Source organism: Micrococcus sp. KRD128 (assembly GCF_017168395.1).
Lineage (GTDB): Bacteria > Actinomycetota > Actinomycetes > Actinomycetales > Micrococcaceae > Micrococcus > Micrococcus luteus.
Genome location: NZ_JABFAX010000009.1, coordinates 1 through 17,749, shown reverse-complemented (window position 1 = coordinate 17,749; position 17,749 = coordinate 1). Strand labels below are relative to the sequence as shown.

The following is a 17,749-nucleotide window of genomic DNA, read 5'->3' as shown; positions in this document are numbered from 1 at the left end:
GGAAACGGCGGCTCGCGGTCAGTGCTCGTCGACCGTGAGCACCTCGCCCGACGTGGCGTCGATCTCGACCTCGGGGCCATCGGAGCCGTCCTCGCGATCGAACCCGACCTCCCACTGGAGGGTGCCGTTGTCGTCGTCCAGGTCCATCTCGTCCAGGGTCACCCCATCACGGCCCTCCCGGGCGGTGTCGAGGGCCTGCTGGGCGGTGACCTCGGCCTCCTTCGCCTTCTGGACGTCCTCGGGATCCGACTCGCGGTCGGTCTCGGTGATGTCGCCGTCGGCGGTGACGTCCAGCTCCTTCACCTCCTCGCCCACCACGACGTCGACCTCCCAGGTCCTGTCATCGTCGTCGGCATCCACCGCGACGATGATGCCGCCGGCGTCCTTCTCCAGGACCGCGTCGATCACGGCGTAGGCGGGGTCGTCGGCCGGGCCGGTGGCCGAGCCGCTGCCGGCCGCGGCGGCCGTCGACGAGGCCGAGGCGGAGGACTCCGTCGATGCCGACGACGCCGAGCCCGACGCCTCGTCCGTGGCGGGGGTTTTCGCCACCGCCGAGGGGGCGTCGACCTCCGGCGAGGCGGAGCCGTCGTCGCCGTTGTCGGCCGTGGTGCCGCAGGCCGCGAGGGCGAGCGCGACCAGCGCGCCCGTGCCGGTCAGCGCGGTCTTGCGCGTGAGGGTCGTGATGGTCATGGACACGTCTCTCCTTCGGGCCCGTTCCTGATGGTTCTGGGGATGTCCTCGCACCGTAGGCCCGCCGGAGCCGTGCCTGGCAAGGGCCCCCGGTCCCCGGGCGTGGGCGGGACGACGACGGCGCCCCGCGGCCGGGTGGCGCGCGGGCGGGTGGCTCTGGTAAAGTTCCATCCGTTGTCCGAACGGCTCCGGCGGTTCGCGGCACATTCCCCCGTAGCTCAACGGCAGAGCATTCGACTGTTAATCGAAGGGTTGTTGGTTCGAATCCAACCGGGGGAGCCGAGCAGAGGCCCCTGCACCGACCATGTCGGTGCGGGGGCTTCTTCGTGCCTGGAGGATGACCGGGCCGAGCAGTTCCGCGAGCGTGATGTCGAAGACCTCCGCGATGGTGGCCAGCTCCTCCAACGTAAAGGCCACCCGCGCGCGAAGCCGGTGTGAGATGCCGCTCTGTGAGACGCCGAGCGCTGCTGCTAGGTCTGCCTGGCGTTTGCCGGAGCGGGCGAGCCAAGCGCGCACCTCTGCGGCGACCATCGAATTGAAATCTGAGCCGCTCTCATCGTTCGAGCTCGTCATGGGCAAGACCCTATGGCGCAGGCGAACGGCACACAAGGCTAGAGAAATAAATTTGCGATGAACGCAAGCCGAGGGCTGTGCAGATATGCGCACAGCGCATACAGTGTGGGCCATGAGCAATCACACCCGTTGCGTCAGGTCGAACCTGGCAGCCGAAATCAGCAGACGAGACCTGACCCAGGCCCGCGCAGCGGCACTGGCCGGTCTCACCCCGGACGGTCTTTCCAAGCGGATGTCCGGGCAGGTCGAATTCCGCCTAGGCGAGCTGCTGGAGCTCGCCCGTGTCCTGGGCGTGCCGTTCGCGACGTTGGTAGCCGGCATCGATGCTGCAGATGAACAGCTGGCCGAGGCATGAACGGCTATTCACTTCAGCTGGCCTACACCCCAGAGGCAGCGCGCGAAGTCACAGACCAGATCAAGACCGGCCTGGAGTCCGTGTACCACCTGATCCGGTCCGCGTATCGGGGGCGGGCTTGGGAGGTTCTGGGGTACCGGAGCTGGGACGAGTACGTGACTCGGGAGTTCGGCAACTTGCATCTTCGGCCGCCGCTAGAAGAGCGACAGGACATCGTGCTGTCCCTCCGTGAGGTGGGGATGAGTACTCGGGCGATCGCGTCCGCGACACAGATCAGTGAGGCCACGGTGCGGCGGGAGCTTAAGCACGCAGGTGCGTCAAAAGACGCACCTGGACGTGCACCGGCCTCCGTCGTCGGGGTCGACGGGAAGACCTACGAGGCCACGAGGCCCGCTCGCATTGGAAACCTCGAGCCCTCCATGGGGGTCCGAGGTGGTCAAAGTGACGTTGACGCGGTCTTGGACATGCCGGCCGAGGACTTCGGGATCGAGCCGCTGGACTTGGTCCGGCACGACGAGGAACAGAAGGGCCGCGCGCGTCGTGTGCTGACTGCGTTCAACGGGTCGGGTGCGGCCGCGGTGCCAGCGCTGATCAAGGCGGCTACCCCGGTGGCCTCGCTGGTGTCGCCCGCGACGGGTAAGGCGCTGGTCGAGGACGAGGACTTGCACGGGGTCGTGTGGGACTCGGTGCGGTGTGTGCGGACGCTGGCGCACGTGATCCGGTCCGTGGGCCATGTGGACGGTCAGTCCCAGGCGGAGATCCGGTCGACGCTGCGGGATGCGGTGGACGACCTGGATGAGGTGCTGAAGAAGATCGAGGAGGGCACGCGATGAGCGCGCAGCAGATGTGGGAGGCCCGAACGTCTGGGCCGAAAAGGGCGGAAGCCCCGGCCAGCGTGCAGGCTGTCGGGGCTTCCGAAAACGCTCAAGCCGAGACGGTGCACATTCCAAAGAACACGCCGGTCGAGCACTCGAAGGATAACACCGGTACGCGGCCCACGGGCAGTGGGATTCGGGCGCTTCCCCGCCGGGTCAACCCGAACGATGGCCGGTTCATCCGGGCCGTGGTGGCCGGGACCGCTGTGGCCGGGCTGGTGGCGTTCTCCATCTCGTTCGCGGCGCTGTACGAGGTCGCGGCGTGGCTGGGGTTGCCGCCGTTCATGCATTGGGCAGTGCCGGTCTTCATCGACCTGGCGATCCTGGTCTACGCAGGCTCCGTACTGGTGCACGAGTCCCGAGGGGAGTCCGCGCGGGCGTCGTGGTGGGCGCTGGGGGCGTTCACGGGCCTGTCGATGATCGCCAACGGGGCGCATGCGTGGAGTGCTGAGAACGCGAGCGTGTGGCATTCCGTGGTGGGTGCGCTCATCGCAGTGATGGTTCCGGTGGCGGTGTTCGTGGCCACGGATCAGCTGGCGCGGGTCGCGGTGGAGAACCCGGACTCGCGGCGGGCCGAGCGCGCATCGCAGGTGTCGGAGGAAGCAGAGCAGCTGAAGGCTCAGGCGGAGCTGGATCGGCAGCGCGCGGAGCTGGAGGCCCAACTGGCGGCGAGCCGCCGACAGATCGAGGCCCAGCGGCGCGAGGCCGAGCGGGAGGCCGAGGTGGCCGAGGCTCGGCACCGGCAGGAGCTGGAGCGGATGGAGCGTCAGGCCAAACTCGAGACCGAACGCGAGGCCCGTGAGGTTCAGCCGGCCGTGGTCGAGGAATCGCAGCTCGCCCAGGTGGTCGAGGTCGTCGAGACCGTGGCGTCGTCAGAGCCGGTCGTCGCAGAGACGAAGACGGTGGAGAAGGCATCGGGTGCGGACATCACCGCATGGATCGTGGCCCGTGCGCAGGAGGGCCAGGTGCCCTCGGCGGCGGAGGTCGCAGAGAAGTTCGGGTGCTCAGAGCGCACCGGGCGTCGCCGCTTGGCCGATGCCCGTGAGACGCACGCCGAGGCGTTCGGGACCGAGGAGGAGCAGGCATGAGCATCGAAGCGATGAAGTGGGCGCAGAAAGTCGCGGAGACGGGCCAGCTCAACACCGGCCAGGCGTTCGTGCTTTTGCTGCTGGGTGACCATGCGGACGAGGCGTGGTCGTGCCACCCGAGCCAGGAGTTGCTGGCCCGGCGGTCGGCCCAGACGGTGCGTTCGGTGGAGCGGCACATCGCGCGGCTGCGAGACCTGGGCCTGGTGGACACCGAGTCTCGGTACGGGGACGGGCGCGGGCGGGTCGGCTTGAGGTACTACCTCCGCGAAGAGGCCCTGAACGGCCTTGTCCAAGACGCCGAGACCCGCATGAACACGCGACCCGACAATCTGTCGGGTAAATCCGAGACCCGCATGAACACGCGACCCGACAATCTGTCGGGTAAATCCGAGACCCGCATGAACACGCGACCCGACAATCTGTCGGGTAAATCCGAGACCCGCATGAACACGCGACCCGACAACCTGTCGGGTGAGTCGACTCACCCGATAATTTCGGCGGACTCACCCGACAATCGCGACTTTGCCGACTATAAGGATCGCGCGCGGACTAACCCTCAAGAACCCTCATCTGTCCGTCCGTCAGTCCGTCAGTCCGGTGCAGTGCGCGCGGAGACGACGACGGACGACGGACGACGGACCGATCAGGTCATCGACGGTGGGGAAGGCGTGGGGCTGGTCCATCGGGGTGTGGTCCTGGCGGACTTGGTTCAGCGGGTGCCGGCGGCTGCGGACCTCGGAGACGGGCAGCTGCGGTCCATCGTGGACGTGGTCTTGGCGCGGGCCTCGGGGCCGGTGCGCAAGCCCACGGCCTTCGTGGCGCGGTCCTTGGCCTCGGAGTTCGAGGAGTTGGTCGCGGTGACCCGGCCCCGGCCGGTCGCCGTGACTCAGGCTCCGGCTGCTTCGGGGCAGGTGCGTGAGCTGCGGACCGGTGAGCCGTGCCAGGACCCGGACGTGCACGTCCCGGCGTACGGGCAGGCCGTGCTTGCGGACTGCCCGCACTGCCGGCTGGAGCGTCGGGCGATGCCACGGGCGTTGGTGGAGGCGGTGGACTGATGGCCGGGCAGGCGGACCGGGTGGCTCCGGCGGGGATGGTGCTGGTGACCGGTGACGAGCTGGCGGAAGCGGTGGCCTCGGTGCGAGGCACGGTGGTGGCCGTACTCGGACCCTCGGGCAACGGCGATGTCGTGGAGGACGTTCTCCAGAGCACGTGGGAGTCCGCGTGGCACTCCCGGGAGCGGTTCGATCCGGACCGGGGTTCCCTGCGGACCTGGGTCGGCACCATCGCCCGGAACCGGGCGGTGGATCATCTGCGGGCGGTCGGTCGGTCGCGGGCGGGCCAGGAGGCGCTGGAGGCTTCCGCGGTGGCGCGGGAGAAGACCGCGGTGTCGACGGTCATGGAGGACCCGGCCGAGGCTGTGGTTGAAGCGCTGGCTGCACACCGGGAAGTCGCGGAGGTGATGCGGGTGGTCGAGTCGGTCATGGAGTCCTCGGAGATGACGGCCCGTGCCCTGGCCGTGGTGCTGGCGTTCGGGGATGACGTCGTGGCGGCATCGGAGGCGATGGGCGTCTCGGTGACCGCACTGCGTCAGGCCCGGCGTGAGCTGGTGCGCTGTGCCCGGGTGGTCCGGGCGGCGCAGGAGGTGGCCCGTTCGGGGCAGGCGGTGACGATGCGTGTGCTGATCAGCTGCCTTCCCGACGACGGGGACGCGGGGGACTGGGCGCGGCAGGTCGCGTTGGCATGCGCGCAGGCGGGGGGCCGGATGGAAGCGGTCACGGTCGAGGACGTCATGCAGGCCACCGGGTTCAGCCACTCCACGAGTCGGCAGTACCTGGCCGAGACACGGCACCTGCTGAGGGTGGCGACAACGGTGATCCGAAACGAGAGGGCAGAGAAGTGAGCGAGCAGACGGAGTTCGAGCAGAGCCATGACGTGCCGGAGGGTCAGGAGCCGCGCGTGGTCTACGTAGAGCAGGACCGGGGGCTGTTCGCGTCCGTGCGGCGGCTGCGCCAGCGCGCAGGCGAGGCCGGGCGGCGGTGGGTGGCGGAGTCCGTGGACGCGCCGCTGCCGACGTCGTGGCAGGAGCGGGTACCGGACGCGTGGGACTCGGCGCGGGGTCGGTGGGTGATCGCGGCCGTGGCGCTGGCGGTGCTCGTGGTGTGGGTGCTGGTGGTGGTGCAGGCGATGGCGCGCTGACAGACCTTCGCGGTGGCGACCGCGAACCCAGGACGAGACGCGGCAACGAAGCAAGACGGGGCAGACGAGCGACGAGGAGTCGGACATGTTGAACGGAATCAACCCGGACGGGCTGTCGGGGTGGTCACAGATCAGTGGATGGGTGGTTGGGACGGCGCTGGTCGTGCTGATCCTGGCGGTGGGGGCTGGCGTGGTGCTGGCGGTGTGGGGCAGGGCCTTGTTCTCGCCTGGCGGGATGCGGAAGGGGTGGACGATGGTCGCGTTGGCGGCGGTGGGGGCGACGGTGCTGGGCGCTGGCACGGCCGGCGCGAGCTGGGGGGCTGGGCTGGGTACGAGCGAGCTGATGCCCGCCGGGGCCAGGCCACAGTCGGTCGCGATCGAGAAGAACGCCCCGAAGCAGACCTGCAACCGGCAGGCGGTGCGGGACTTCGACAAGGAGGAGCCGTCCCCGGATCGGGCAGAGCGTGAGCGTGTGATCAGTACGTTGCTCGGTGGACAGCCCGCCCTGGACGGGTACGAGTGGGGCAAGGAGCCTACCGGCACGGAATCCTCGTACACGGTCGTCACATCGGTGAAGTGGTACGCCACGGGCGAGGTGAACGGGTCGGGTGAGCCGGACTGCTCGGCGCAGAACGAGGCCACGGCCGAGTGCTCGCCGGTCGAGGTGCACGTGGCGCGTCAGTCGCTGACCAACGGTGCTCAGACCGGGCGGACCCTGACGCTGACGCGGGGTCAGAACTGCTCTTGATCTGATCTGGGAGTTGCCCCCACCTGCTGCGGATGCAGTGGGTGGGGGCTTTCTCGTGTGCGGGACAGGTGACATGCGTGGCGGTGCGGCGCGTCGTACATCTGGCAGCGGGCGGGAGGTGCCCGCGCGGGCCGGAAGACATCCGGGCCGTCGTCACATCACATCCCTACGGGAGGACCTCTGATGAGCAATCTGATTCACGCGGCCACCACGGTGGCTGCCGGTGTCCCGGACATCGCACCGCGCTTCGACGGGCCGTGGATGCCCACCATCCAGAACGTCACGGGCCTGGCGTTGGGCACCTTCCTGGTCCTCCTGATCGTCGCCGTCGGCATCGGCGTGCTGGTCTGGATCTTCGGCAAGCTCGCCTCGAGCGGCCGCACGCAGGACGTGGGTATCGGCTTCGTGGTCTGGGGCATCGTGGCTGCGGCTTTGATCGCCGGTGCCGCGGGCCTGATCGGTTGGGGCGCGGGCCTGCCGCTGTTCTGAGGTCCTGAGCGCACTCACGGAGGGAGAGAACGATGTGGGAAAAGGACTTCGAGGAGTTCATGCGGGGTTCGATCCTGGGGCTGGCGAAGGCCGCTGCCGGGCTGATCGAGCAGGCTTTCTCCGTGGGTGCGCTGACCCCGGAGTGGTGGGTCACGGTCGTCGGCGGTCAGGTCACCACCACGGTGGCCGGTGGCGAGAGCACGGTGATCGACCACCCGGGGATGCTGAACATCATCGTGGTGGCGATGATCCCGCTGCTGGTGATCTTCGTGGCCGTGCAGGTCGTGCTGTCGGCGGTGCGCGGGTCTACGGCCGGCATGGTGCGTGCGTTCCTGGCGGCGGTGTTTAGCATCCCGGCGACCTACGTGGTGGTCGGGCTGGTGTGGATGGCGATGGGGGCGACCCAGCAGCTGACCTTGTGGATCTTGCGGGTCGGTTCCGGTGGCACCGATGGCGAGGACGAGACGGTGGCCGGCGTGCTGGGACTGTTCGGTCTGACCTACGACGCCGCCAACGACGAGATCTTGCTGGATGAGAACTTCGCGCAGTGGGAGATGGCCAGTGAGAACGCGGAGAACGGGATGATCCTGGTCGCGTGGATCATCGCGCTGGTGATCTTCTTCGCCTGCTTCGTGCTGATGGCGATGATGATCTTCCGTCTGGTGCTGATTCTGATCTTGGCCTCGTTCGCGGCCCCGGCGATCTTCTCGCTGGCCCTGGAGCCGGCCAAGGCGCTGGCGGGGCGGTGGCTGTCGATGATGCTGGGGCTGATCATGGCCGGGCCGATCGCAGCCGCCGTCGTGCGGCTGGGCATGGCGATGGCGGCATTGTCCACGGATTGGGTGCAGACCGTGGCTGGCATGGTGCTGGTGTTCGTGGCTGCGGCCATGCCGATCTTCATGCTTGCGGTCACCGCGTGGCTGGGCGGCGGTGCCGGGCAGGCTGAACAGGCGGGCGTGATGGCCGCGAGCCGGGCCGGGCGTGGAGCAATGAATTCGATGCGGGGCGTTTCGGCGCGGGCTGGCCGGATGCGCCAGCGTGCCGGGGCGATGGTGATGCGAGGAGGCCGCTGATGGCAACGATGATTCAGGAGTCGATGGACTCGGAGTACGACGACGTCCGGTTCCCCCAGGAACGGACTCAGGGACTGATCCTGGGGCTGACCCTGGAGCAGGTGATCGTGGTTCTGGCCGGCGTGCTGATCGGCATGGCGTTCATCCTGCGGGGCGGGCCGGCCATGTTCGTGGGTATCGGGCTGATGGCCGTGATCGGCGCGTTCGGCGCGACCCGGTTCCGTGGCCGGTCCCTGCCTGGCTGGGTGTGGGTGGCGGCGCAGTACCTGCGGCGGGGGGGCCACGGAGCAGCTGGAGTACCGCCAGGGGATGGCCCCGGCACACGTGCTGGAGCTGGTGGACGGCGAGCCGCAGGCCCCTGTGAGCGAGGCAGGGCCGCAGGCCCAGCGTGATGCGAAGGGGCGGATCAAGCCGGGTGAGCCGGCACGGTTCCGGCTGCCGGGTGTGGCCGGAGAGCTGATGGTCTACGCGATGCCCAACGGGGCCGGGTTCGTCTGGGACCCGCGCGCCCGGGAAGCGGTGGTCTGCGCGAAGGTCATGACGACGCGGGGCTTTGATCTGGAGTCCTTCGACGCTCAGGAGGAACGGTCTCTGTCGTGGGGAGCGTCGCTGGCGGCGCTGTCGCGTCTGCCGGGTGTGGTGCGGATTCAGGCTTCGGATCAGACGACGCTCATCTCCGGTGCGGCCGTGGAGGACTTCTACGAGTCCAAGCAGGAGGGCGCAGGCCGGTCAGGGGCAAGCATCGACCCGTTCCTGGACCAGGCGTTCCGTGAGCTGATGAAGGAGGCCCAGTCGATGCCGGTGCACGAGCAGTGGCTGACGCTGGTGGTCTCCCCGTCGAAGATCAGCTCGCAGATCAAGGCGCTCGGCGGGGGCACCCCGGCGCTCATGGAGCACACGCTCAAGGTGATGACGACGGTGGAGAGCACGCTGCCGCGCTCGGGGACCCAGGTGACCGCCTGGCACTCCCCGCGCACGCTGGCCGGCCTCTCGCGGTCGGCGTTCGACCCGGACGCCTCGGTGATGATCTCGACCATGAGGGCGGACGGGCAGACGGCGGGCACCGCGCCCTCGAGCGCGGGACCGATGGCTGTGGAGGTCCATGCGGGCCACATGGTCACGGACGGGAACTACCACCGCACCTACAAGGTCTCCGAGCTGCCGCAGAACCTGGCCCGGCTGGGGTTCCTGGACGAGCTGGTGTTCGCCGGGGACTTCCGGCACACGGTCTCGGTGTTCCTGGCACCGGTGGAGCGTGGGGCTGCGGTGCGGTCCGTGCAGCGGCGCAAGACGGACTGGCACACGAACTCGCGGCTGATGAGCAAGCTCGGTCGCATCGGTTCGTTGGAACATGACCAGTCCCTGGAGGACGTCGAGCGCGAGGAGGCCGAGCTGCGGCGTCGGCACACGGGCGTGGAGGTCGTCGTGCTGGTCACGGTGACCGGGTCCTCGCGGTCCGAGCTGGAGTCCGCGGCGGCGGAGGTCGTGGCCTCCGGGATCACGGCCGGGTGCGAGCTGCGCCCGGTGTGGATGGAGCAGGACGCGGCGTTCGTGGCCGGTGCCCTGCCGTTCGGAAGGATGAAGCTCTGATGCGTGAAGAACCGAAGGTCGATCTGTTCCAGATCATCGAACCGGGCAAGGACGAGGCCCGAGAGGCCAAGCGTGCGGCCCGGGAGCTGGAGCGAGGCCAGCGGGCGCTGCGGAGGGCGATGGCCGCGCAGGCTAAGGAGGTGCGGTTCCCTCAGCCGCAGTGGGGCAAGGCCGGACCGCGCGGGGCGCGGCAGCTGCGGGGGCTGCGCACGCTGGCTCCGCGGCCGGTCCGCACGACGACGCACACGGCCTCGACCGCGTACCCGTTCGTGGCCGGCCCCGGTCTGGGTGCGCGTGGGCTGATGATCGGCAAGGACATGCACGGTGGCGGCGCGTTCTGCTTCGACCCGTGGGCGCTCTACGAGGCCGGGATCATCTCGGGCATGTCGATGATGCTGTTCGGTCAGGTCGGCACCGGGAAGTCGTCGCTGGCCAAGTCGCTGGCGGTGCGGCAGGTGCTGGCCGGGCGCAAGCTCTCGGTGGCCTCGGACAAGAAGGGCGAGTGGACCCGCGTGGTTAAGGGCCTGGGTGGATCGGTGATCCAGGTCGGCCCTGGCCTGGACACGCGCTTGAACCCGCTGGACCCGGGCACCCGGCCTTCGACGGACGTGCAGGGTGAGCCGATGACGGATCGGGCGTGGGCCTCGATGGTGCGGACCCGGCGCATGTCCATCTTGGTGGCCCTGGTGAAGATCCTCACCGACCGGGAGATGACCTCGCCCGAGCACCACGTGCTCTCGGCGGGCCTGGACGCGGCCGTGGCGGTCGCGGACGCCGAGGGACGTCCGCCGATCATCCCGGACGTGATCCGGGCGCTGGATGCGGCCCGCGCGGACGCGGACGCGATGAAGGCGGAGGCCGCGTCGGTGACGATGATGACGTTGGGTCGCGTGTCCTCCGGTGACCTGGCCGGCATGTTCGACGGGGAGACCACGGTGGTCCTGGACGATCAGGCGTGCGCGACGAGCATCGACACGTCCGCGTTGCTGGGTGCCTCCCCGGAGGCGGTGCGCGTGGTCAACGCGTGCGCGGGCGCGTGGACCGAAGCGATGGTCACCACGCGCGACGGCGGGCAGCGGATCGTGGTCTACGAGGAGGGCTGGGACAACATCAGCTCCGAGGCCGACCTGCGGCGCATGGTCGAGCAGTGGAAGCTCAGCCGCGCGTACGGCATCTTCAACGTGCTCGTGCTGCACAAGATCGCTGACCTGGACATGGCTGGTGATCAGAGCTCGAAGATGGCCGCGATGGCCCGGTCCCTGCTGGCCGACGCGGACGTGAAGGTGATCTACCGGCAGGACCGGTCCGCGCTGAAGATCACGACGTCGGAGATGGAACTGTCCGACCGGGAGCGGTCCCTGGTGCGGTCCCTGCCCAAGGGCACGGGCCTGTGGCGGCTGGGGGATTCCTCGTTCGAGGTGCAGAACGTGCTCACGCGGGCCGAGCTGCCGCTGTTCGACACGGATGAGCGCATGGACAAGGCGAAGGAGGCGGTGGCCTGATGCGACGTGAACGTGGCAACAACGCGGTCCTCGAGGGGGACAACCCGGCCGAGACGGCGCTGATCTGGCTCATTGGTCCGGTGGTGCTGCTCTACGGGGCGTACCTGCTGGCCGGGTTCCTGGCCGGGCGTATCCACTGTGGGGCACCGACGAAGCCGGACTCGCTGTTCGCGCCGTTGGGCTTCCTCGTGGGCGAGCACGACCCGGCCGCGTTCGGGGCCACCGTCCAGGGGTGCACGGCGACCACCGGCGGGGTCATCGGCTGGCTGATCGGTCTGGGGGTGCTGGCCCTCGTGCTGATCGGTGTGGCGGTGACGGCGTGGAGCCGGTACCAGCAGTCGGACGAGAAGTTCATCAAGGAGTTGCGCGAGCGCGAGGGCCTGGCCCGGTCTGCGGAGATCACCAAGACGGTGGGCCGCAAGTCGGTGCTGTCCCGGGTGAAGAAGGTGCGGCCCTCGATCAAGAAGCCGGCCATCACGGACGGGGCCATGCGTCTGGGCAAGGCCGAGGGCGTGGACGTGTTCGCGTCCTACGAGGAGTCGGTGGTGCTGATCGGCCCGCCGCGCTCGGGCAAGGGCGTGCACCTGCTGATCGGTGCGATTCTCGACGCACCCGGCCCGGTCATCACGACCAGCTCTCGTGCGGACAACCTGGGGGCCACGGCCGAGCTGCGCAAGAAGAAGGGGCCGGTGGCCCTGTTCGACCCGCAGGGGCTGACCGGTCAGCCCTCCACGCTGAAGTGGTCCCCGATCACGGGCTGTGATGAGCCGCGTGTGGCGAATCAGCGGGCGGCGTCGCTGATCGGTGCCTCCGGCCTGGGGTCCTCCAGCTCGAACGCGGAGTGGCAGGCGCCGGCGATCACGATCATGGAGTGCCTGCTGCACGCCGCGGCGCTGGGTGAGCGCACCGTGGATGATCTGATGCGGTGGGGCAACAACCCGGCCGAGGCCAAGGAGGCCGTGAAGATCCTCACCGAGCATCCCAAGGCGGCGCTGAACTGGAACCTGGTGCTCAAGGGCATCATCGAGGGCGACCCGAAGCTGCTCCAGTCCAAGTGGTTCGGCGTGGAGGGTGCGGTCAAGGGGCTGTCGGTGCCCGAGGTCCGCGACGTGCTGCGACCCAACCGGTTCGAGGAGACCCTGGACATCGACAAGTTCCTCACCGAGTGCGGGACGCTCTACATCGTGGGCACCAAGACCGGTGGCTCGTCGGCGGGGCCGTTCCTGATCGCGATGATGGACGCCATCACCGAGCGTGCCCGTGAGCTGGCGGCGAAGTCGCCCGGGAACCGGCTGGACCCGCCGCTGTCGCTGGTGCTCGATGAGATTGCGAACATCTCCGGTGCCTGGCCGGGGCTGACCCAGCTCATGGCGGACGGCGGCGGTGTGGGCATCTCTCCGTTCGCGGTGTTCCAGTCGATGGCTCAGGCTCGCAACGAGTGGGGCGAGCAGCAGGCGCAGGCGCTGTTCGACGCGGCCACGGTGAAGGTTCAGCTCGGGGGTGCCTCGAACGTGGCCGACCTGGAGCAGTTCGCCAAGCTGGCCGGTCAGCGCAAGATCATGCGGACCTCGAAGTCTCGGGGCAAGGACCACACCTCGGTCTCCGAGCAGATCCACGACACCGAGGTGGTCTCGGTCGCGGAGCTGCGTCGGCTGCCGTTCGGGTGGGGGGTCCTGCTGAATCGCAACGGCCGGCCGATCCTGATGCGGATGACCCGTTGGTGGGACCGCAAGGATGGCAAGCAGATCAAGGAGGCCGCGGGTCGGTACTCGAAGGCGCTGCTGGCCGAGCTGGAGTCCAAGGACCCGGCTCCCTCGACACCGACCGACGCGGACCGGGCCGAGGACTCCGTGGCGGCTTTGGATCCGGTGCCGGAGACGGCCCCGGCGATCCCGGTGCGGTGAGGGCGTGGGCAGGTTCGGGCTGCAACGCACGGGCTCGGCCGAGTACAAGCGGTACCTGCGGTCCCAGGCGTGGGGGTACAGGCGGGTGCGGTGGTTCGCGGACTGCCGGCAGGCCGGTCAAGAGCCGGCCTGCCAGGTCTGCGGGATCACGCTGACCCAGGCCGGGACCCTGGACCTACACCACGTCTCGTACAAGGGCGTGGGCCAGGATGTGGAGGGCCGGTGGCAGGCCCGTGAAGCGCACAACGACCTGATGCCGTTGTGCCGGGACCACCATCAACGGTTGCATCAGATCATGGACGGCAAGAGGGAGTTCTTTGGATGGGACCGCAGGCGGGCCACGGTCGTGATCGTGGCCAGGATGATCCGGCAGAGGCAGGCATGAGCACGGACGGGGATGCACGGTGCCATGTCTGCCAGCGGCCCGTCTCGACGAGGTGGCACTGCACCGATGGGCGGCACCTGGACCGCGCCGAGTGCCGTGCCGCCGGCGGAATTGGGGTGTGGTTGTGCGGGACATGCGAGGACGCGGCGCATCGCTACATGCGCTCGACCGGGGCAGGCGGGCGCGAGGCCGTTGAGGAGCTGTTCGCCCGGCTCGAGAGGCTGTTGGGCGGGCCAGCGCGCCGGTACAAGAGGGAAGGACGGAACTGATGGCATCGCCCTGGGTTGAAGACGAGGATCCCACGGACTGGGAGGGGCCGGCGGCCGCCGATGACGACGAACAGACGGGGACTCCGCTGCCCTACGTCGACCCGGAGGTCGCCGCGGAACTCGCGGGCGAGGGCCCGCCGGTGTGGATGGGCACGCGGTGGCGGGAGATCGAGGCCGAGCACCAGTGGGAGGCGTGGAACACGTTGCGCCGCTGGGTGGACTGGTTCGTGGCCGAGTACCGGCTGGTGACCTCGGTAGTGCCACCCTGCTGGTACAAGCACTCGGACCTGACCGCCGAGCTGTATGCGGCGATGTGCATGGAGTACAAGGTCTGGGAGGAACAGGCGCCAGGTTTGGGTCCGATGATGATGTGGCACCCCCATGTGGAAATGCTCACCGGCCGGCTGCGGCGCATGGTAGACGAGACCGGGTGCGCGAAGAGCGGCGTCCACAAGGAGCCCGAGGGGTACGGGGATCGGCCGGCGTTCACGCTGGGCTACGACGAGGATGACTTCACGGCCTGGGCAAGAACCACACAAGAAGTAACTACCCTGGAGCGACCCGTGATGGGGGTGCAGTACGTACGAGCTCGGCTCCTCAATAGTGGCGGTCAACAAGTCGCCATTTCAAACCCGGTGGGCCTCGCGCAGATGCACGGGGGAACGGATGTGGGTGCTGCGGTTGAGGTCTCCTCCTCAACCCCGAGCTCTCCTTCAGTGCGCCTATATGTATCCGAGAGGGAACCGGAATTGACAGTCGAATGGCAAACTTCTAAAGACGGGACGATCTGGGGGAGAGGTGATACTGAACGACTTTGAGTGGCCAGTAGGAGTGAAGTATATTTGACATACTGCTGGTTAAATGCATATTCACAAAAAAGGCGGGGGCGAGCTCAACAGTATTCGCTTAGCGATATAAGAATTGCGACCTCCAGTCGTTACCGCCTGGGCGTCGGGTTCCAATCCTCTGGTATGTCACGGAGGCGGTCAAGGCGATCGTGCGAGGGCGAGTCAGTGGTCTTAGTAACACGTGATGTTTCTCTTTCCCTGTCCCAGTTTTCTCCCCGAAGGTCGGCACGCATGCATTCGACAAGAAGGTGCCTGTGGCGAACGGTTGATTGGATATTTTCGGCCACCTTCTTGCGTGGGAACAGGTCAACTCTTAAAACTGACAGCGCGGTGGCTGCTGTCGAGGCGAATGCGAGGTCCCCCACACGGATCACGTCAACGGAGCCGACGAGTCTAACGTCGGACCAGTTTCCTTGAACTTCCTTGAATAGCTCACTAAAGTCCCCGGGAATAGTGGGCAGCGCCTCGTTCTCCTGCTCGCCGCGAAATATTGCCTGGATTGATTCAATGTACGCGTCCAGTGAGCGCATGAACGCAAAGTAGGCATCCTGTCGGGCATTGTATATGCGCGTGGATTTTTCGAGGCTCACTTGCTCATTGAATTGATCACTGCGCTGCTTTATGTCCGCCTTCGACTGGGCGCGGGTGAAGATTGCAGCAATTATCTGTGTCGCGATCGCACCGCCCGCACCAATCGCAGCTGATGCAATAGCGATCCCAGCAGGGTCCATGATCCAATCCTTATCTATGCTCTACGGGTAGAAAAAAGGGGCGCAACGGCCGCAGTTCCGATTAGTGTCCAAACTTAAACCCCGCATTAGGCCCATACCATGGATGCTCGATTTGTGCTCGGTCGACGGGTATGTGTGGGCAACGGGCGCGTGCTCCCTCCCTGGCCAGCGCTGGTCGTGTCGATGGCTTCGGCGCCCAAGTTTGACAGAGGTATCCCTCGGCCTCAAGGCCCAATCGGGAGCGGAGGGGTTGGGTGTAGAGACTCGGTATGGATGTGTGGCTGGCCTTCTGGGGCTGGGAGATGAGCCGAGGTTGACGACAATTACGAGCACGGTCCGAAACTATAAATTGCTTTCTGTGCTATCAAGCCCCGATGGAATCTCTGCCCGAGCCACGAAGTGTCCCGGGTGGGCGTAGACGGTCGTTTGCGCCCTTAGTCCGAACACGGAGAGTGGCTGGACAGATGCGTCACGGGAGTTTTCGCCGAGGGGCCTCTCGGCGTGCGTCTGATGCGACACTGGCCACATGAATATCGCTTGGACCAGACGGCCCAGGACGCGAGTCGTCTGCATGGGCGTGGTGCTGGCGGTACTGCTGACCGGGTGTGGGGCCTCCCACGGGGATGGATCGCCACCCACGTCGTCGTCCGCTCCACCAGGGACGCCGACCCCTGGTGGAGGATCGTCAAGTGGAGATCAAGACACCCTGGCGTACGCAGATCGGGCCCTCGACGTCCTTGATACCGGGCTGTATGCCTCCGGCGAGCGGTGGGAGCAGGCCCGAGCCCAGGTGCAGGAGACCGCCAGGACGGCGCGCTCACCTCGAGACCTCGACAGTGTCCTGCGCTATGCCACGGGGGTGGCTGGAGGGAAGCATTCGAGCTTCACTCCCGGCCCGGACCCAGCCGAGAGGGGTGAAAGGTCGACCTCCAGCGCTTCCGAGACACCCCGCATGAATGTCACGTTGCCGACCGTCACCACGACGGATGGCGTCAGCACCCTCAGCCTGCCAGCACTGCCCGTGGCCAGTGACGATCCCCAGGCGTCCGAGTACGCGATGGTCCTGGCGGACGGAATCGACGCCGCATCGCCCGCGACCTGCGGGTGGGTGGTGGACGTGCAGGGAAACCTGGGTGGGAACATGTGGCCGATGCTCTCGGGGGTCTCCGCGTTGTTGCCGGAAGGGCCGGCGATGTTCTTTCGAGATCGGGCTGGCGAGGACACGGCAGTGACCGTGCAGGAGGACGGGGCAGGCACAGAGGGCATGACGTTCGTCAGCGTGGGGCCCCGGACACAACGCGATGGCGCTCCGATTGCGGTGCTTCAAGACCGGTCCACGTCGTCCTCGGGGGAGGCGGTGCTGGCCGCCTTCCGAGGGTTGCCCAATGCAAGGTCGTTCGGGCAGTCATCGTCAGGGTATGGGTCCGGGAATGCGACGCACGTGCTGTCCGATGGCAGTCGTATCACCTTGACGGTCGCGGAGTTTGTGGACCGTGGAGGCGAGGTTCTGGGCGATCGCCCGGTGGACCCGGACGTGCCGATCCGTAGGGATGGGGGCGGCGGCACGGACGCGGCTCAGGCGGCGGCGAGGATCTGGCTGCAGGAACGCGGCTGCCCCTGAGCGCCCTGGCCCGCTCGCATCCCACGGCGCGCGGTCCAGCCGTCACGCAGGGGATTGTGCGTGCGCTGGCAGGTCGCTCCAATGGCAAGCGTAGTAGCGCGAATCGGCTCCGCCGTGAACGACCGAATCTGCCTAATCGACGGGCTGGAATCCAAGTTTCTGGTAGATCCCCATGGCCGCCTCGGAGGTGCCCTCGCCGAAGCGCAGACTCAGGGCGGGGTCGCCGGCGGCGGCGCAGACGTCGACGGCGTGCTGCACCAGGGCGCGCCCGACCCCCTTCCCGCGCGCGGCGGGATCGGTGAAGAGGTCAATGATGAACGGCCCCGCGAGGTCCGCGTCCCAGATCGAGTGGGTGACCACCATGATCGCCCCGGCCTGGCGGCCGTCCACCCACGCCGAGGCGCTCGCGTCGGCGCGCAGCTCCCCGTAGTCGCCGCGGAAGGTCGCCTCCATCTCCTCCCGCGCTTCGGCCAGGTCGGAGGCGGCGACGCCCTGTGGGTAGGCGGCGAGGTAGCACCGGGCCAGGTCATCGGCCGTCCCCGCGTCCAGTCCTCGGAGCTCGAGGCTTCCAGGGGCGTGGTCAGCGGAGTGGGTCGGCGGCAGGTGAAGGGTCAGCAGGTCAGTAGACACAGGGGTTCCTCTCGTGATGGTTGGCTACTCACAGTGATGCCGTCACAGAGTGAACTGAATCGCCCCGGGTTTGTTAGAGGCTCGTAAGTGCCGCCCCGGCAGGCGCCGGCACGGGATTCTCATGATGGTAGACGTCCTCGAACTCGACCGGAGGAACCATCCCGATCTCGCCGTGCACACGC

At 67.8% G+C, this 17,749-nt stretch carries 18 protein-coding genes and 1 tRNA gene; 15 read left to right on the top strand and 4 right to left on the bottom strand.

Going from position 1 to position 17,749, the window contains the following annotated elements; all coding sequences use genetic code 11:
- Positions 1-18: 18 nt before the first annotated feature.
- Positions 19-690, bottom strand: a complete 672-nt coding sequence (locus J1M44_RS04245) for a PepSY domain-containing protein (RefSeq protein WP_241252786.1) — start codon at positions 688-690, stop codon at positions 19-21.
- A gap of 207 nt (positions 691-897) precedes the next feature.
- Between J1M44_RS04245 and J1M44_RS04240 the strand changes: the two genes are divergently transcribed.
- A tRNA-Asn gene (locus J1M44_RS04240) sits at positions 898-969 on the top strand.
- Here the strand turns inward: J1M44_RS04240 and J1M44_RS12010 are convergent.
- Entirely contained in the window at positions 931-1,221 is a 291-nt protein-coding gene (locus J1M44_RS12010; RefSeq protein WP_369109543.1) for a helix-turn-helix domain-containing protein, read from the bottom strand. The genes J1M44_RS04240 and J1M44_RS12010 overlap by 39 nt on opposite strands.
- A gap of 154 nt (positions 1,222-1,375) precedes the next feature.
- Here J1M44_RS12010 and J1M44_RS04230 point away from each other — a divergent pair, with 154 nt between their 5' ends.
- From J1M44_RS04230 to J1M44_RS04170, 13 genes are all read left to right on the top strand, one after another.
- Positions 1,376-1,618 (top strand): helix-turn-helix domain-containing protein, encoded by a 243-nt coding sequence (locus J1M44_RS04230; protein WP_078025801.1) that lies wholly within the window; start codon positions 1,376-1,378, stop codon positions 1,616-1,618.
- On the top strand, positions 1,615-2,451 hold the full coding sequence (locus J1M44_RS04225; protein ID WP_144825081.1) for a helix-turn-helix domain-containing protein: 837 nt from the start codon (positions 1,615-1,617) through the stop codon (positions 2,449-2,451). The genes J1M44_RS04230 and J1M44_RS04225 overlap by 4 nt, the downstream gene beginning before the upstream one ends.
- Positions 2,448-3,581 carry a DUF2637 domain-containing protein gene (locus J1M44_RS11845; protein WP_144825082.1) on the top strand — a complete coding sequence of 378 codons (1,134 nt, stop codon included), beginning with the start codon at positions 2,448-2,450 and terminating at the stop codon, positions 3,579-3,581. Before J1M44_RS04225 ends, J1M44_RS11845 begins: the two co-directional genes overlap by 4 nt.
- Positions 3,578-4,636: a helix-turn-helix domain-containing protein gene (locus J1M44_RS04215; protein ID WP_206480626.1), complete on the top strand. Its 1,059-nt coding sequence runs from the start codon at positions 3,578-3,580 to the stop codon at positions 4,634-4,636. Before J1M44_RS11845 ends, J1M44_RS04215 begins: the two co-directional genes overlap by 4 nt.
- A complete protein-coding gene (locus tag J1M44_RS04210) occupies positions 4,636-5,481 on the top strand; it encodes an RNA polymerase sigma factor (protein ID WP_241252785.1) in 846 nt (281 codons plus the stop codon). Before J1M44_RS04215 ends, J1M44_RS04210 begins: the two co-directional genes overlap by 1 nt.
- Positions 5,478-5,777 carry a hypothetical protein gene (locus tag J1M44_RS04205; protein ID WP_060774789.1) on the top strand — a complete coding sequence of 100 codons (300 nt, stop codon included), beginning with the start codon at positions 5,478-5,480 and terminating at the stop codon, positions 5,775-5,777. The genes J1M44_RS04210 and J1M44_RS04205 overlap by 4 nt, the downstream gene beginning before the upstream one ends.
- Before the next feature lie 85 nt (positions 5,778-5,862).
- On the top strand, positions 5,863-6,525 hold the full coding sequence (locus J1M44_RS04200) for a hypothetical protein (protein ID WP_060774790.1): 663 nt from the start codon (positions 5,863-5,865) through the stop codon (positions 6,523-6,525).
- A gap of 183 nt (positions 6,526-6,708) precedes the next feature.
- On the top strand, positions 6,709-7,014 hold the full coding sequence (locus J1M44_RS04195; protein ID WP_144825083.1) for a hypothetical protein: 306 nt from the start codon (positions 6,709-6,711) through the stop codon (positions 7,012-7,014).
- Positions 7,015-7,046: 32 nt separating this feature from the next.
- Positions 7,047-8,087, top strand: a complete 1,041-nt coding sequence (locus tag J1M44_RS04190; RefSeq protein ID WP_144825084.1) for a hypothetical protein — start codon at positions 7,047-7,049, stop codon at positions 8,085-8,087.
- Positions 8,088-8,396: 309 nt separating this feature from the next.
- Positions 8,397-9,677 (top strand): SCO6880 family protein, encoded by a 1,281-nt coding sequence (locus J1M44_RS04185; RefSeq protein WP_241252784.1) that lies wholly within the window; start codon positions 8,397-8,399, stop codon positions 9,675-9,677.
- Entirely contained in the window at positions 9,677-11,179 is a 1,503-nt protein-coding gene (locus J1M44_RS04180) for a conjugal transfer protein TraC (protein ID WP_144825086.1), read from the top strand. The genes J1M44_RS04185 and J1M44_RS04180 overlap by 1 nt, the downstream gene beginning before the upstream one ends.
- Positions 11,179-13,083, top strand: a complete 1,905-nt coding sequence (locus tag J1M44_RS04175) for a TraM recognition domain-containing protein (RefSeq protein ID WP_144825087.1) — start codon at positions 11,179-11,181, stop codon at positions 13,081-13,083. The genes J1M44_RS04180 and J1M44_RS04175 overlap by 1 nt, the downstream gene beginning before the upstream one ends.
- A gap of 653 nt (positions 13,084-13,736) precedes the next feature.
- Positions 13,737-14,555, top strand: a complete 819-nt coding sequence (locus J1M44_RS04170) for a hypothetical protein (RefSeq protein WP_144825089.1) — start codon at positions 13,737-13,739, stop codon at positions 14,553-14,555.
- 119 nt (positions 14,556-14,674) lie between these two features.
- On the opposite strand, the gene J1M44_RS04165 is transcribed toward J1M44_RS04170, so the two are convergent.
- On the bottom strand, positions 14,675-15,316 hold the full coding sequence (locus tag J1M44_RS04165) for a hypothetical protein (protein ID WP_206480624.1): 642 nt from the start codon (positions 15,314-15,316) through the stop codon (positions 14,675-14,677).
- A 952-nt stretch (positions 15,317-16,268) separates the two neighbouring features.
- Here J1M44_RS04165 and J1M44_RS04160 point away from each other — a divergent pair.
- Entirely contained in the window at positions 16,269-16,937 is a 669-nt protein-coding gene (locus J1M44_RS04160) for a S41 family peptidase (protein ID WP_186309419.1), read from the top strand.
- Between the two features lie 132 nt (positions 16,938-17,069).
- On the opposite strand, the gene J1M44_RS11935 is transcribed toward J1M44_RS04160, so the two are convergent.
- A complete protein-coding gene (locus J1M44_RS11935) occupies positions 17,070-17,567 on the bottom strand; it encodes a GNAT family N-acetyltransferase (RefSeq protein ID WP_144825092.1) in 498 nt (165 codons plus the stop codon).
- Between the last annotated feature and the right edge of the window lie 182 nt (positions 17,568-17,749).